Consider the following 15255-nt stretch of genomic DNA (forward strand, 5'->3'; position numbering starts at 1 on the left):
TAGCTTAGCCGCGCAGGATCGAACGACCGGCGTAGGCGGCCTGTGGACCCAGCATTTCTTCGATGCGGATCAGCTGGTTGTATTTGGCAAGACGGTCGGAGCGCGAGAGCGAGCCGGTCTTGATCTGTCCGCAGTTGGTCGCAACCGAAAGATCGGCAATCGTGGAATCTTCCGTCTCGCCGGAGCGGTGAGACATGACGGCGGTGTAGCCAGCCTTGTGTGCGGTTTCGACGGCGTCGAGCGTTTCCGTCAGCGAGCCGATCTGGTTAACTTTGACCAGGATAGAGTTGGCAACGCCCATCTTGATACCGTCACGCAGGCGTGCGGAATTGGTGACGAAAAGATCGTCGCCGACTAGCTGAACCTTGGAGCCGATCTTGTCGGTCAGGTACTTCCAGCCGTCCCAATCGTCTTCGGCCATACCGTCTTCGATGGAGATGATCGGGTACTTGGCTGCGAGTTCCGCGAGGTAATCCGCCATGGCTTCAGGCTCGAGCGTGCGGCCCTCGCCTTCCATCTCGTACTTGCCGTTCTTGAAGAATTCTGTCGAGGCGCAATCGAGAGCGAGCGCAACGTCGTCGCCTGGCTTGTAACCAGCCTTTTCGACCGACTTCATGATGAAGTCGAGAGCTTCAGGCGCGCTTTTCAGACCCGGCGCAAAACCGCCTTCATCACCAACGTTTGTATTGAAGCCCTGTGCCGACAGTTCCTTTTTCAGAACGTGGAAGATTTCCGCGCCGATGCGCACGGCGTCACGGATGCTTTCCGCGCCAACCGGCATGATCATGAATTCCTGGAAGTCGATTGGGTTGTCGGCATGCGCACCGCCATTGATGATGTTCATCATCGGAACCGGCAGCAGATGCGCGTTCGGGCCACCAACGTAACGATAGAGCGGCAGACCTGTGGTTTCGGCCGCAGCCTTGGCGACAGCCAGGGAAACACCGAGGATGGCGTTTGCACCGAGGCGGGACTTGTTCGGCGTGCCGTCGAGTTCGATCAGCGTGTTATCGACATGGATCTGGCTTTCGGCATCGAAACCACCGAGAGCATCGAAGATTTCCGTGTTGACGGCTTCAACGGCCTTCTCGACACCCTTACCGAGGTAACGCTTGCCACCGTCGCGCAATTCGACAGCTTCATGCGCACCCGTCGAGGCACCCGATGGAACCGCTGCGCGACCAAAGGAACCGTCTTCGAGATAGACGTCGACTTCAACAGTCGGGTTGCCACGGCTGTCGAGGATTTCGCGTGCGATGATGTCGGTAATGGCTGTCATGATCTCTCCCTTTGGGACTGGAACAGGATTTTCAGTTGCCTGTCTTAGAGCGCATACCGAAGCCTGTGAAGCGCTTTTCCGAAGAGTTGCGCGATAAACAGAGCGTCGGAATGACGACTCGATGGAATTTCCTCAGTCGCTTTAGACGACCATCAAGAAATTACAATGACGGCGCCCGATCAGGCGCCGTTTGTGCATAAAAGTCGATTGAGGCCAAAACCCGTCACACCGATTTGGCGATATCGTCAAAGGCCAGCAGCTTTTCCAGAAGCTTCGGCATGTCTTTCAGGTGAACCATGTTCGGGCCATCAGACGGCGCATTGTCAGGGTCTTCATGCGTTTCCACGAACAGACCGGCAATACCGACCGCGACAGCCGCCCGCGACAGTGTTTCAACAAATTCACGCTGACCACCCGTGGAACCGCCCTGCCCGCCTGGCTGCTGAACCGAATGGGTCGCATCGAACACGACTGGCGCGCCGAGCGACGCCATGATGGGCAAAGAGCGCATGTCGGAGACAAGCGTGTTGTAACCGAAGGACGCACCGCGTTCGCACAAAAGCACATTCGGATTGCCGCTGTCATTCAGCTTGGCCAGCACATTCTTCATATCCCAAGGCGCCAGGAACTGGCCTTTCTTGACGTTGATCACGCGACCGGTCTTGGCGGCTGCAACGAGAAGGTCTGTCTGACGGCTGAGGAAGGCAGGGATTTGCAGAATGTCGATGACAGGCGCGACGGTCGCGCACTGTTCTTCCGTGTGGATATCGGAGAGAACCGGAAAGCCGAACTGCTGCTTCAACTCCGCAAAGACTTCAAGCGCCTTATCGATGCCAATGCCGCGCTGACCGGACAGAGAGGTGCGGTTGGCCTTGTCGTAAGACGACTTGTAGACCAGCCCCAGCCCCAGCTTGCCGCAAAGCTCAGCTAGGTTTTCGGCAATCATGAAGGCATGGTCGCGGCTTTCCATCTGGCAGGGGCCAGCGATCAGCGAGAATCGTTTCGTGTTGGAAAAGGTGACCTGTCCGGCACCTTCGCCGACGACCACCTCAAGATTGTTCTGAACGCTCATTCTAGCTCCTCAAAAGCAAATATCGCACCTTGACCGGATGCTGGCTGGACCAGCAAACGGGTGCCCTTGCGCGTGTATGCAACGCCATTAGCAGCAAGCACGGCTGCTGTCACGGCGAGATCGGACACCGAAAAGACGATTCCCTCGCCGGTTAAACCAGAAGCGGTATTCTGCGTCGCCGTGTCAAAAAGATGGTGTGCACTCGCTGGTGTGAGAACCCGGATACCGACATTCGACGTCTGGATATAAAGTTCGCCATCACTGTCTTTAACCGCCGACACACCAAAGACTGTCTCGACCAAAGCAGCGAAGTCATCGGGGCTGTTAGCGCTCAACACCACCTCATGGATGCCGGTGACACCGTTTTCGTGGCGCTCGAGGCTGGAGCGGTCAGCCGGAAGTGCTGCAATGCGCTGACACGCGAAGAAGAAAAAGTCACTCTCGTCATAGCTCGCAAAGGCCAGACGAAAGCTGGCTTCAGACACACCGCCATCTGGCAGTGTGACCGGCCGACTGAAGGAAAAGGCGTCTCCGCCAGACATTTGTGCGGCCACGAAGCGCTGGTGATCCGAATCGGCGTCATCGCTCTTGGCAACAAGCGCCGAAAAACCATCCTGGCCGCGTTTATCGCGAAACTGTTTGTCCTTCGCAACGAAGGCGTTTCCAGCCGCCGCATTGGCCGAATAGGTTTGAGCATCAGAGATTGCCAAAGGTTCGAGATATGTCCCGTCTTTCAGAAAGACGCAGGCATTATCTGTTCCGAAGGGGTGTCTGGCGTTCGCAGCGATAGTAAAGCCTAACAACGAAAGCCTTTTCCGTGCCAAATCGAGGCTCGAAACCGGCAGGACGAGATGATCGACGTCACAGCTCATTTGGAAATCCTTGCCTGTTTTATATGCCACACATACGCTCTGAACTGTTCACAACTCTTGGACTGTGACTATGTCACGCGAGACGAAGCAAAATCATGGGGCCTTCACAAAATTTTAGGGGATTGCAGAACACATATGGAACATATAGTGTTCGTTCTGTATTTGTTTCGCGAATCTTCGCCTCGAATTCCAAGGGTATTTGTCCATGCTCACGCGCAAACAGCAGGAATTGCTTCTCTTCATTCATGAACGAATGAAAGAATCAGGCGTGCCCCCATCCTTCGATGAAATGAAGGACGCACTCGATCTCGCTTCCAAATCCGGCATCCACCGATTGATCACGGCTCTGGAAGAACGCGGCTTCATTCGCCGGCTACCGAATCGTGCCCGTGCCCTCGAAGTCATCAAGCTTCCTGAGTCCTATACACCCACGGCCAAGCCGCCGCGCGGCTTTTCGCCGAGCGTTATCGAAGGCAGTCTTGGCAAACCAAAGGCTGTCGAGCCACCGCCACCCGCAAACGATGCGATGTCCAACGCCGTCAGCGTGCCTGTCATGGGCCGCATCGCAGCGGGCGTTCCCATCTCCGCCATCCAGAACAACACGCATGACGTGGTCGTTCCCATGGATATGCTGGGTTCGGGCGAGCATTACGCGCTGGAAGTCAAAGGCGATTCGATGATCGAAGCGGGTATTTTCGATGGCGACACCGTCATCATTCGCGACGTGAACACCGCAAACCCTGGCGATATCGTCGTTGCCTTGGTAGATGATGAAGAGGCAACCCTGAAACGTTTCCGCCGCAAGGGCGCGTCGATTGCGCTGGAAGCCGCCAATCCTGCCTATGAAACCCGTATTTTCGGGCCGGATCGCGTCAAAATCCAAGGCAAGCTGGTTGGCCTCATTCGCCGCTATCACTAAAGGCAGATGATGCAAGGTGGATTCGTTGAAGCGCTCTGATTGAGGGCGCTTCGCCTCTTAACGGACGCTGAATGTCTCACCAAAAAATTGCTTATGGTCGATGATCGATAACCGTCGATGTGGTGGTAGGCGGTGGAGGACGCACACTCATTTGCGCTCAAGACCCACATAGCCTCGATTTAATTGAGATTGATCAATAGTGACGTCAATTCTGAAGTTTCCGGTTCCGCTGGCAGCGCCTCATTTTACAGACAAAGTGGAATGTCATCTAACTCATTAGCCGACTTACGATTCGCTTCAGTAAGAAGCGTGTGATCGGTATTTTATCCCGCCCTGACTGTGTTTCGGCGGAGCTTATGCCCTCGCAATCAACATCCACATTCCCCATCAATTAATTTGACGTCTGCCATCGCTCGATCTGTCTGTATCGGCTGTGGCACCTGCGGTAACCTCCTATTACAACAAGGGGCGTCTTATGTATGAACTGTATATAACCAACAAGAACTACTCGTCTTGGTCGTTACGGCCGTGGGTGTTGATGGAAGAGCTTGCAATTCCGTTTGCAGAAAAGCTGGTGCCCTTTGGCGAGGCGGCGCACGACTTCACATCATTTTCGCCAACGGGCAAAGTCCCCTGCCTGGTTGATGGCGACCTCACCATTTGGGAATCCGTCTCCATCATCGAGTATCTGGCGGAACGGCACGAGGGCGTCTGGGCCCATGACGCCAAGGCGCGTGCGTGGTCCAGATCTGCCACAGCGGAAATGCACGCGGGGTTCTCAACGCTGCGCAACCAGCACCCCATGACGGTCGGCCTTCGTATCCGGCCAAGCCAGATCAGTGCGAGCCTGCAAAATGACATCTCCCGCGTCGACGCCTTATGGCAGCAAGGGCTTTCTGCATTTGGCGGTCCCTTTCTTGCGGGTGAGACGTTCACGGCGGTCGATGCTTTTTTCTGCCCTGTCGCGTTCCGGTTCCAGACCTATGGAACGGTTCTGTCTGAGGCAGGCGCGCGCTACAACAACCTGCTTCTGTCCGTCCCCGCGATGACAAAATGGCAAACAGCTGCGTTGCAGGAAGTGTGGCGAGACGCTGGGCATGAGGCCGAAGCGCGGGCGGTCGGAGAGTGGTTGGAAGATTTACGCGGCAACTAGGCCGAAGGAGACGAATATCGGCCAAGCGGATTACTAGTTGGCTGACAACATCTGCTCGATATGGTCAGGCAATGCGGCATCATAGCTCTTGCTGCGCCAATCATAATTGCGATGCATCGTCCAGAAACGGTTCTGCCCTTGCATCGCAGCACTTGCGCGCACCACCGGCTGATCCTTGCTCCCAAGCCATAGTTCCAGCGAGCCGGTGCGTCGCAACGTATCGGAGCTGATGAGAATGGCACCGGATCGACAGGTGGCAAAGGGTGATCGGCGCGTGGTCACGACGATGTCGGCGACATCGCAAGCCGTACCGGTGAAGGCCGTGTTGCCGACGACGGCGACGGTCACGTCCTTGGCAGATTTCGCCACGCACCACATGTCCTTGCGACAGGTAAACACCTCCGCAGCCGATATCGCCGCCGTCATGTCCTGCGCAGCTTTGCGTCTGTCTGCATCGCTGAGCGTGGTAAAACGCCGCGACGGTGTGGCTGCGGTCTCTCCTGTGTCGTCCTCATCGGGCGTCGGGGAATCGAGCATTTTCGCTCCAATGTGCTGGGCTGGCAGTGGCAGCGCTCTATCCCACTGCTCATAGACGAAACCGGAGCCGCGTTGTTTGGTCGTCGCCACCGCATCGTTGGACAGGAGAGCGACAAGCGAGCCATCTTCATAGATCAGCACATCCGGCTTGCTGCGCCATTGCTCGGTCACCAACATGACAAATCCGGCGACAATGAAGGGTAGTCCGATCAGCGCAAGCCGTGTCCGCAGCAGCGCAATCAGCATGAACCCGCTGGTCGACACCGCCAGAAACCAGCCGTTCTGGCGGCCGATCGTGGTGTCGCCGCCCCAGCTCGAAACCTCCTTGGCGATTTCGATGACCATGGCCATGCCATAGCCCATGACCTTGAGGAAAGGTCCATCCAGCCCGAACGGCATCAGCAGCATTCCCACCAGTCCAAACGGCATGACGATCAGCGACATGATCGGCATCGCCGCAAGATTGGCAGCCAGACCATAGGCGGTGATACGGTGGAAATGTTCGATGGAATAGATGGCCGTCGAGATGCCACCGATCAGTGACGTGATGACCACACCGCCGATGACGGTCGCCACCTTGGACGACAGCGACAACCACCATGGCGGATGCGCCATCGCCAGACCTTCGCGGTCGCCACGCCACCGGCTCCAGGCGGCATATCCCGATACCAGCGCAAGGGTTGCGGCAAAGGACATCTGGAAGCTCGGCCCCATCACCTCGTGCGGTGATAGGACGATGATGATGATCGCAGACAGCGCCACGTTGCGCAGGCTGATCGAGGGCCTATCGACCAGCACGGCAAACAGCATGATCGACATCATCAGCCACGCACGTTCCGCCGAAACGGCAAAGCCTGAGATCAGGTAATAGGCCAGCGTCATCAAAAGGGCGGCGAAGGCGGATATTTTCTTGACGGGCCAGCGCTGCGAAAACCCCGGAAAAAGGCTGAATGCCGTTCGCATGCCCACAAAGAAGATGCCGGCCGCCAGCGCCATGTTGAGCCCTGAGATCGCAACAATATGCGCCAGACCGGAAACGCGCAGCGCCTCCATCGTATCATTGGAAATCGCACGTCTCTCATCGGTGACAATGGATGCCGCGAAAGCACCCGCATCGCCGCCGATCAGATCACGGATGCGCTGGGCGATGTCACTTCGAAGTTTGTAAAGCCACGTATCGGCCGCCTGAGCCCATGGTTTTGTCTCTTGCTGATCCGGGTTGGATGAGACCGGCTTGGGTGCACCGTAGAAAAATCCTGTCGCGCCGACGCCATTGAAATAGGATGCGAAGGCAAAATCATTGAGCCCCGGCAAAGCCGGGCCGGATGGCGGCGAGAGGCGGGCTTTGCCGGTGATCGTCTGGCCGATACCCACTGCCTCATGGCGACTGCGCGACACAACGGAGACCCGCTCCGGCGGGCGCGTGATTGTCGGCTCCGTGGTGGATTTCAACGCAACCAGATAGCGCCAGTACCCCCTCGCATCCAGTTCGCGGCGTTCCACGGTTCCGCTGATCATCGTCGTTACCGACGTGTCGAGAATGATGGTCCCTGCCCGACGCGCCTCCCAATCGGACAGCAGCATGCCGACAAAGATCAGCACCGCGGCCTTCAAAATAGCGGGCATCACGCCCGGGCGATGAAACGTCGCAACAGCGATCGCGGCCATGCAAACGGCAACACCCAACAACATCAACGGTGATGGTGTGATCGGAAGCGCAAACCAGAATGCGGCACCCGCGGCGATGAAAACGGGAATGAAGAGAAAGCCCTGCCGATAGGCGCTTTCTTCCGCGAGGCACCGGCGAAGGCCTTCGCTGAAACGCAAGGCCTTGCTTTTTGAGCGATGCGGAAAATGCTCAGTCGCGACCAGCGCGCCTCTGGAGGTATGCAGCGGCAACAGCAAATCATCGAGGTCCGTCTGCGAGACGAAACCCGTTGCTGCAGCTCGGATCTGCTGTTTGTCTTCCTGCACGTTCACACGACTGGCGCCCCCTGCCGCAAGGGCTTAGTTTGCAACCAGGAAAGGCAGATTGCAACGGGTTGCGCGATTAAGGAAGCGTTGACCTAGAATGAAACACGATGCCGTAGAAATGCTCCATTTCGGGATTTTGGCGTGCCGCAATGCACAATTCGCCCTTCGCATAGCTTGGCTTTATCGCTCGGATCATATAGCTAAATCGCTGACGCTTAAACTGGCTGATGCGTCACCCCGCATCGCCTGCATATTTCGGAGGTATGGTATGACGGAAACTAGCGCGACAGTGACACTCGGCGACAATAAGGTCGATCTTCCTGTCCGAGAAGGCACGATCGGACCTAAGGTTGTCGATATCGGCACGCTTTACAAGAACACCGGCACCTTCACCTACGACCCCGGCTTCACATCGACTGCGTCTTGCGAATCCAAGATCACCTATATCGATGGTGACGAAGGCGTTCTTCTGCACAGCGGTTACCCGATCGAGCAATTGGCCGAACAGGGCGACTTCCTCGAGACCTGCTATCTGCTGCTCTACGGCGAATTGCCGACGACGGCGCAGAAGAAGGACTTCGACACCCGCGTCACGCGCCACACCATGGTGCATGAACAGATGAGCCGCTTCTTTACCGGCTATCGCCGCGACGCCCACCCCATGGCCGTCATGTGCGGCACGGTCGGTGCGCTCTCGGCCTTCTATCACGACTCGACCGACATCACAGATCCGCACCAGCGCATGGTCGCTTCGCTGCGCATGATCGCCAAGATGCCGACGATTGCGGCGATGGCCTATAAATATCATATTGGCCAGCCTTTCGTTTATCCGAAGAACGATCTGGATTACGCATCCAACTTCCTCAACATGTGCTTCGCCGTTCCCTGCGAAGACTACAAGGTCGATCCTGTTCTGGCCCGCGCCATGGACCGCATCTTCATTTTGCATGCCGACCATGAGCAGAACGCATCCACATCCACCGTGCGTCTCGCCGGCTCTTCGGGTGCCAACCCGTTTGCCTGTATCGCAGCGGGCATTGCCTGCCTCTGGGGCCCTGCCCATGGCGGTGCCAATGAAGCGGCGCTCAACATGCTCAACGAAATCGGCACGGTTGATCGTATTCCGGAATATATCGCCCGCGCCAAGGACAAGAACGATCCGTTCCGCCTGATGGGCTTTGGTCACCGCGTTTACAAGAACTACGATCCGCGCGCCAAGATCATGCAGAAGACGATGTATGAAGTTCTGGAAGCCACCGGCAATGGTGACGACCCGATCATGCAGGTTGCGTTGGAGCTGGAAAAGATCGCTCTGTCTGATCCATATTTCGTTGAAAAGAAGCTCTACCCGAACGTCGACTTCTACTCCGGCATCACGCTGAAGGCGCTCGGCTTCCCCACAACCATGTTCACCGTTCTCTTCGCTCTCGCCCGCACCGTCGGCTGGATCGCACAGTGGAACGAAATGATCGAAGACCCGCAGCAGCGCATCGGTCGCCCTCGCCAGCTCTACACCGGCGAAGCCAAGCGCGATTACACGCCTGTTTCCAAGCGCTAAGTTTGGGCGTCTGAATAGAAAACAAAAGCCGGGTCAACGCCCGGCTTTTTTTATGTCTTTTATCCGCGCCGGATCATCGATCTTAATGCGTCGTCATTCCCAAGAACTGTTTCAGTTCCGCTGTCCTCGGCGCTGAGAACACCTCCTCCGGCGGGCCGATTTCGTGGACCTTTCCCTCATGCATGAAGACGACGCGGGAGCAGACATCGCGGGCGAATTTCATTTCATGGGTGACCATGACAAGCGTCATGCCTTCCGCTGCCAGTTCTCGTACGACGGCTAAAACTTCGGCCACAAGTTCCGGGTCAAGCGCCGAGGTGATCTCATCGCACAAAAGCGCTGTCGGCTGCATGGCGAGCGCGCGGGCGATGGCAACGCGCTGCTGCTGGCCGCCGGAGAGTTCGTCGGGATAGGCATCGAACTTGTGGGCCAGACCCACGCGTTCCAGCATCTTGCGCGCCAGCGCCGCCGCTTCCGCTTTCCGCGTTTTCTTGACGACAGTTTGCGACAGCATGACGTTTCCGCCGACAGTCAGATGCGGAAACAGATTGAACTGCTGGAAGATCATGCCAACCTTCAGGCGCAGCGCCTTCAGATGCAGTTCGTCATCCAGAAACTGCGCGCCTGCGACGGAGATCGCGCCCGATGAGATCGTCTCCAGACCGTTGACACAGCGCAGCAGCGTCGACTTTCCCGAGCCGCTCTTCCCAATGATCGCGATAACCTCGCCTGGTTCGATATCGAGGTTGATGCCTTTCAGCACCTCGTTGGTGCCGTAGCTCTTGCGGACTTCAGTGATTTCGATGAGCGACATTAAGCTTCCTTTCGAGAATCTGGCTGCTTTTCGACAGTGGCCAGCACAGCGCGAAATAAATGAGGGCAACGAGGCCATAAACGGTGAAGGGCTGGAAGGTGGCGTTGGTAACCACCGTGCCTGCCTTGGAAAGCTCCACGAAGCCGATGATCGATGTCACCGCCGTTCCCTTGATGACCTGAACGGCAAAGCCGACGGTTGGCGGAATGGCGACGCGCATGGCCTGGGGCATGATGACATAGCGCATCTGCTGAAAGCGTCCCATGCCAAGGCTGGCGGACGCCTCCCACTGCCCCTTGTTGACCGCCTCGACACAGCCACGCCATATCTCCGTCAGAAACGCCGCTGCCCACAGAATGAGGGTTATCGTCGCGGCAAGCCAAGCGGGAACGTCGATTCCCACCAGCCCCAGCCCAAAAAACGCGATGAACAGCTGCATCAGCAGCGGCGTGCCCTGAAACAGCTCGACATAATATTTGGAAAAGATCCGCAGCGATTTCTTTTTGGAAATGCGCATGAACAGCAGCACAAGGCCGACCAGTGCGCCGCCGATGAAAGAGACGAGCGATAGCAGCACCGTCCAGCGCGCTGCCAGCAGCAGGTTTCGCAATATGTCCCAAGTGGAAAACTCGATCATCGGGCACTCCTTCTGGAAAAAACCAAGCCGCCGACCACAAGCAGTATCTGTCGCAGCAGGATGGCAAGGACGAGATAGATGACGGTCGAGACCATATAGGCTTCAAAGGCGCGGAATGTGCGCGACTGGATGAAATTGGCGGCAAAGGTCAGGTCCTCGGCTGCAATTTGCGAAACCACGGAAGACCCCAGCATGACGATGACAACCTGTGACGACAGAGCCGGCCAGATGCGCTGAAGCGACGGCACGATCACCACGTGGCGAAACGTCTCGAACGGCGTCATGGCAAGGCTTGCACCCGCCTCGAACTGGCCCTTTGGCGTTGCCTGAATACCAGCGCGAATGATTTCGCAGCTATAGGCACCCAGATTGATGACCATCGCGATGTTGGCCGCCGTCAGTTCCGTCAGCTGCAATCCGAGCGATGGCAGGCCGAAAAAGATGAAGAACAACTGGATCAGAAACGGTGTGTTGCGGATCAGCTCGACATAAAGGGCAATCGGCGGACGCAGCCATGTTGGCCCGAGCGCACGAACCCAGGCACAGAAAATACCAAGCGCGATCCCCAGGATGCCACCGATTGCGATCAGTTGAAGGGTGATCAACACGCCTTTGACGATGGCCGGATAATATTCGAGAAGCCACCCGAACTCGAAGGTGTAATTCACGACGGTTCCTTTCGAAAAAGTACAAGGAACCGCGCCCCGCGTGATGACGAGGCGCGACTTTAAATGGTCTTAAATATCCTTGGGAAGATCGGTCTTCAGCCACTTTTGCACAATGGCGTTCAGGCTGCCATCCGCCTTGGCAGCGGCAAGGATCGCATCGACCTTTTCACGCAGAGCCGGCTGGTCCTTGTTCAGGCCGATGAAGCAGGGAGAATTCTTCATGAGGAACTTCAGCTCCGGGCGCTTCGGCGGGTTCTTTTCCAGAATAGCCGCCGCGACGACATTGCCCGTCGCGACGGTCTCGACCTGGCCGGAGAGGAATGCCGAGATCGTGCCGTTGTTGTCTTCGTAACGCTTGATGGTGGTGTCGGCAGGCGCGATTTTCGTCAGTTCAAGGTCTTCCACCGCACCGCGTGTGACGCCGATGGTCTTGCCGGAGAGGTCTTCGGCCTTTTCGATCTTGACGCTATCAGGCGCGAACACACCATTGAAGAAGGGCGCTTAGGCAACAGAGAAATCGATGACCTTCTCTCGGTCCGCGTTTTTGCCAAGGCTGGAAATGACCAGATCGACTTTGTTTGTCTGGAGGTAAGGCACGCGGTTGGCGCTGGTGACAGGCACGAGTTCGGCCTTTACGCCGAGCTTTTCGGCAATCAGGTTTGCCACATCGATGTCGTAGCCGCGGGGTGCCATATCGATGCCGACGCTTCCAAAAGGCGGGAAGTCCTGCGGCACGGCGACGCGGATTGCGCCGCGAGACGAGATGTCACTCAGGGCATCTGCAAAGACTGGCGCGGCAAAACCTGTGCCGGCAGCAATGGCGATGGCGGCAAAAAAAGCACGTCTGTTGAACATCTTGAAATCTCCTATGGGTTAACAACATGAAGCGGTGGAAGGGAAAGAGAACTGCGAAGGTCCGAGAGGCGGTCTCTTTGGCGTGTGAGGTCCAACCCCGTCTCGACCTCATCCAGATGCGTGACGGCAAGCTCTGCCGCATGCGTGAAATCACCCGCATCCATCGCATCGAAGATGCGGCAGTGCCCTTCATGGGACTGCGCGGCGTAAAAATCGGATTGATAGAGCATCGAAATGAGGATGGTGCGTGCAGTGAGATCACGTAGCAAATCGATGATGATCGTGTTGCCGGCAATCTCAGCAATGCGGATATGGAAATCACCCATTAGGCAAGTCAGCCGCTGACGGTCGGCGACAGCCAACGCTTCCTTCTCTGCGTCCAAATGGTCGAGAAGGATCTGGCGTCCGGTCGCCGGTAGCTTCGTCATCGTGCGCAGCAAGCCAAACTCGATGACACGCCGCGCCTGATACACCGTTACCGCCTGCTCCGCTGATGGCTCCACAACGAACCAGCCCCGGCGCGGGCTGACCTCAACGACACCCCGCGTCACGAGCCGCATCATGGCTTCGCGAATCTTGGTTCTCGAGACACCATAAATTTCCGCAAGCTGCGTCTCGCCCAGCCGGGTGCCCGGGCGTATGCGTGCTGACAGAATGCCAGATACGATGGCCTGTTCTATCGTGCTTTGGTCTGACTGGACTGTATGTCTATCTTGCATACAAGACTGGTAAGCAAGCTGTGTGCCAGTCTGCAGGATCGGGGAGAATACAGCTCTGCGAACGGTAGACAACCGATTTTGATGATTTTTTAATCGCCGATGATTTTCATCGCGGCTATAAATTGGGCGGCAACAGGCTCAGGTGGTTGGGTTGATGGCGCCTGTTTTGCTGCGATAAACGGACAGCAATATCTGTGCGCCCACCTCGCCCGGCGGACGTTCCGTGCGCAGGCGCTCCTGTACCAACGCAAACCCGTCCAGCATCGCCTGACGCTGGAGTGTGTCAGACGACAGACGCTCGGCCCACCGCAGCATGGAGCCTGCACGCACGACTTCGTTGATATATTCCGGAACGACCGCATAATCTGCGATGAGGTTGGGCAATGCGCCGGTCCAGGTCTTGATACGCCTGCTCAGCATCGTGAAAATCCAATCCGTTTTGTAAACAGAAACAACCGGCACATTGGCCAGCGCCAGCTCCAGAATGACCGTGCCGGATGCAGCGATTGCGGCGTCTGCTTGAGCAAAAGCTTTCCATTTGAATGCGGTGTCCGTGCCGATCTCCGGGCGGATATGATCCGGCCAGGATGCGGCAAGTTCACGAATGCGTGCCTCCTGTCGCGGAACCGTGGGCAACACAAAGCGCGTCGGGCCATTCCGCTCAACGAAAGCGATTGCTGCGGTTTGAAATGGCTCCATCAAACGGGTTGTCTCGGTAGAGCGTGAACCAGGCAACAAAAGAATAGTTCTCGGTTCACCGCCTGTGGGCAGCGCCCTTGCCGCGCGTTGTTCACGAACGGCCAGCAAATCCTTGTCCACACTCAAACGATGCCCGACGAAGGTCGTCGGGGGACCACCAAGACGGCGCATGGTCTCAGGCTCAAATGGCAGCAATGCCAGAACGTGGTCCACGTAAGACAGCATGGCCGGTGCGCGCTGTTCTTTCCAGGCCCAAACACTTGGGCACACATAGTTGACAACCGGCAGGGTTGGCAAAGCCTTGCGAACCCGCTTTGCCACGCGGTGCGTGAAGTCAGGGCTATCGATGATCAGCAGCACATCCGGTTTTGCGGCAATGATGGCATTCGCCGTTTCCTTGATCCTTGCGATCAGCTGCGGCAGTTTTTTCAGGACTTGAGTAAATCCCATGATCGACAATTCGGAATAATCAAAAAGCGAGGTCAGGCCTTCTGCGGTCAAGGCATCGCCACCGACGCCCACCAGTTCAACACGGCCTGGATATTGGGTTTTCAAGGCACGCACCAGATCGGCGCCCAACAGGTCGCCGGAGACTTCGCCCGCAATCACGGCCAGCTTCAAAACACTCTCGGTCACATCATGTCTCCCGCAAGTCGCGTATCGATACCGCAGACAAACAGTCCGGCCTCATTTGCTGCCTGCAACATAGTTTCGCGATCCAGAATGAACGCCCTGCCCGCCTCCACGGCTATTCCAGCTAGTCCGGCCTTGGCTGCGTTGTGCACGGTCGATGGACCGATGGTGGGCAGATCGGCGCGGATATCCTGCTGCGGCTTGCACAGTTTGACCAGAACACCTTTTCTACGACTGGAAATGCGGCCTTCGGCGCGCAACGCGGCAACGCGGCCCAGCATCCCATCAGTGCCCTCCACACCCTCCAGCGCGACCAGACGACCGCCGACGGAGACGGCGCCCTGCCCGACATCGAGCGCGCCAAGCGCCAGAGCCGCCTGGGCCGCCTTGGCAATGTCGCGTCGATCGTCTTCGCTAGGTTCGATCTTGCCGAGAGAACCCGTCGTCGCCAGCAGACCGGGTGCGATCTCATGGGCTCCGATCACCCGCGCGCCCTGCGCCTCGATCAAACCGATCACCATTTGCAGTACCGTATCGTCCCCGCCCGACAGAAGCGTGCGGATGATGGACGGCATTTTCGCGATCATTTTGAGGTTGGGGCGGATTTCGCGCCACTCGGGCCGGTGCGAGACGGCGCCTGAGAGAACGACGCGATCGATGCGATGACCGGACAAAAGCTTACCAAGGCTCGATACATCGCCAACGCTGACCGATGCATTCTCGAATTTCGACCAGTCGAGATCGGCCTGGTTTTGCAAGCGGATGATGAAGGGCGTTTCTCCGCCATCGCGTGCGGCCTCTGCCACGTAATAGGGAAGAAAACCACTGCCCGCGATGATCGCCAAACGCCCCGCTTCCTGTGGCAC

General features: G+C 57.3%; 13 protein-coding genes and 1 pseudogene. 3 read left to right on the top strand and 11 right to left on the bottom strand.

Features of this window, described 5'->3' with window-relative positions; all coding sequences use genetic code 11:
- Window positions 1–4: 4 nt before the first annotated feature.
- The 3 genes from eno to RRU01S_RS12020 form a co-directional block, all read right to left on the bottom strand.
- A complete protein-coding gene (gene eno, locus RRU01S_RS12010; RefSeq protein WP_045230504.1) occupies window positions 5–1279 on the bottom strand; it encodes a phosphopyruvate hydratase in 1275 nt (424 codons plus the stop codon).
- 223 nt (window positions 1280–1502) lie between these two features.
- Complete coding sequence (kdsA, locus tag RRU01S_RS12015) at window positions 1503–2351, bottom strand: 3-deoxy-8-phosphooctulonate synthase (protein ID WP_045230505.1); 849 nt, start codon at window positions 2349–2351, stop codon at window positions 1503–1505.
- Window positions 2348–3223, bottom strand: a complete 876-nt coding sequence (locus RRU01S_RS12020) for a VOC family protein (protein WP_045230506.1) — start codon at window positions 3221–3223, stop codon at window positions 2348–2350. The genes kdsA and RRU01S_RS12020 overlap by 4 nt, the downstream gene beginning before the upstream one ends.
- Window positions 3224–3428: 205 nt before the next feature.
- Between RRU01S_RS12020 and lexA the strand changes: the two genes are divergently transcribed.
- Both lexA and RRU01S_RS12030 read left to right on the top strand, forming a co-directional pair.
- Window positions 3429–4142, top strand: a complete 714-nt coding sequence (gene lexA / locus RRU01S_RS12025; RefSeq protein ID WP_045230507.1) for a transcriptional repressor LexA — start codon at window positions 3429–3431, stop codon at window positions 4140–4142.
- A gap of 475 nt (window positions 4143–4617) precedes the next feature.
- Window positions 4618–5295 carry a glutathione S-transferase family protein gene (locus RRU01S_RS12030; protein ID WP_045230508.1) on the top strand — a complete coding sequence of 226 codons (678 nt, stop codon included), beginning with the start codon at window positions 4618–4620 and terminating at the stop codon, window positions 5293–5295.
- Between the two features lie 33 nt (window positions 5296–5328).
- On the opposite strand, the gene RRU01S_RS12035 is transcribed toward RRU01S_RS12030, so the two are convergent.
- A complete protein-coding gene (locus RRU01S_RS12035) occupies window positions 5329–7812 on the bottom strand; it encodes a ComEC/Rec2 family competence protein (protein WP_244446083.1) in 2484 nt (827 codons plus the stop codon).
- A 262-nt stretch (window positions 7813–8074) separates the two neighbouring features.
- On the opposite strand from RRU01S_RS12035, the gene gltA reads away from it, so the two are divergent.
- Window positions 8075–9364, top strand: coding sequence for a citrate synthase (gltA, locus tag RRU01S_RS12040; RefSeq protein ID WP_045230509.1), 1290 nt, complete (start codon window positions 8075–8077; stop codon window positions 9362–9364).
- 82 nt (window positions 9365–9446) lie between these two features.
- Here the strand turns inward: gltA and RRU01S_RS12045 are convergent, their stop codons facing one another.
- The 7 genes and pseudogenes from RRU01S_RS12045 to RRU01S_RS12075 form a co-directional block, all read right to left on the bottom strand.
- Window positions 9447–10178, bottom strand: coding sequence for an amino acid ABC transporter ATP-binding protein (locus tag RRU01S_RS12045; protein WP_045230510.1), 732 nt, complete (start codon window positions 10176–10178; stop codon window positions 9447–9449).
- Entirely contained in the window at window positions 10156–10815 is a 660-nt protein-coding gene (locus RRU01S_RS12050; protein ID WP_045230511.1) for an amino acid ABC transporter permease, read from the bottom strand. The genes RRU01S_RS12045 and RRU01S_RS12050 overlap by 23 nt, the downstream gene beginning before the upstream one ends.
- Window positions 10812–11483, bottom strand: a complete 672-nt coding sequence (locus tag RRU01S_RS12055; RefSeq protein ID WP_045230512.1) for an amino acid ABC transporter permease — start codon at window positions 11481–11483, stop codon at window positions 10812–10814. Before RRU01S_RS12055 ends, RRU01S_RS12050 begins: the two co-directional genes overlap by 4 nt.
- Window positions 11484–11552: 69 nt before the next feature.
- Window positions 11553–12338: pseudogene (locus RRU01S_RS12060) on the bottom strand (transporter substrate-binding domain-containing protein).
- A gap of 11 nt (window positions 12339–12349) precedes the next feature.
- On the bottom strand, window positions 12350–13057 hold the full coding sequence (locus RRU01S_RS12065; RefSeq protein ID WP_045230513.1) for a GntR family transcriptional regulator: 708 nt from the start codon (window positions 13055–13057) through the stop codon (window positions 12350–12352).
- Window positions 13058–13195: 138 nt separating this feature from the next.
- Window positions 13196–14392: a lipid-A-disaccharide synthase gene (gene lpxB, locus RRU01S_RS12070; RefSeq protein WP_045230514.1), complete on the bottom strand. Its 1197-nt coding sequence runs from the start codon at window positions 14390–14392 to the stop codon at window positions 13196–13198.
- Window positions 14389–15255 carry an LpxI family protein gene (locus RRU01S_RS12075; RefSeq protein ID WP_045230515.1) on the bottom strand — a complete coding sequence of 289 codons (867 nt, stop codon included), beginning with the start codon at window positions 15253–15255 and terminating at the stop codon, window positions 14389–14391. Before RRU01S_RS12075 ends, lpxB begins: the two co-directional genes overlap by 4 nt.

The sequence above is a fragment of the Agrobacterium rubi TR3 = NBRC 13261 genome, from assembly GCF_000739935.1.
Taxonomy (GTDB): domain Bacteria; phylum Pseudomonadota; class Alphaproteobacteria; order Rhizobiales; family Rhizobiaceae; genus Agrobacterium; species Agrobacterium rubi.

What these genes read in the sequence shown, in the direction of transcription:
- RRU01S_RS12030 (WP_045230508.1), top strand. Translation starts at nt 4,618, where the DNA reads ATGTATGAACTGTATATAACCAACAAGAACTACTCGTCTTGGTCGTTA.
- RRU01S_RS12045 (WP_045230510.1), bottom strand. Translation starts at nt 10,178, where the DNA reads ATGTCGCTCATCGAAATCACTGAAGTCCGCAAGAGCTACGGCACCAAC.
- eno (WP_045230504.1), bottom strand. Translation starts at nt 1,279, where the DNA reads ATGACAGCCATTACCGACATCATCGCACGCGAAATCCTCGACAGCCGT.
- gltA (WP_045230509.1), top strand. Translation starts at nt 8,075, where the DNA reads ATGACGGAAACTAGCGCGACAGTGACACTCGGCGACAATAAGGTCGAT.
- lexA (WP_045230507.1), top strand. Translation starts at nt 3,429, where the DNA reads ATGCTCACGCGCAAACAGCAGGAATTGCTTCTCTTCATTCATGAACGA.
- kdsA (WP_045230505.1), bottom strand. Translation starts at nt 2,351, where the DNA reads ATGAGCGTTCAGAACAATCTTGAGGTGGTCGTCGGCGAAGGTGCCGGA.
- RRU01S_RS12050 (WP_045230511.1), bottom strand. Translation starts at nt 10,815, where the DNA reads ATGATCGAGTTTTCCACTTGGGACATATTGCGAAACCTGCTGCTGGCA.
- RRU01S_RS12020 (WP_045230506.1), bottom strand. Translation starts at nt 3,223, where the DNA reads ATGAGCTGTGACGTCGATCATCTCGTCCTGCCGGTTTCGAGCCTCGAT.
- RRU01S_RS12065 (WP_045230513.1), bottom strand. Translation starts at nt 13,057, where the DNA reads ATGCAAGATAGACATACAGTCCAGTCAGACCAAAGCACGATAGAACAG.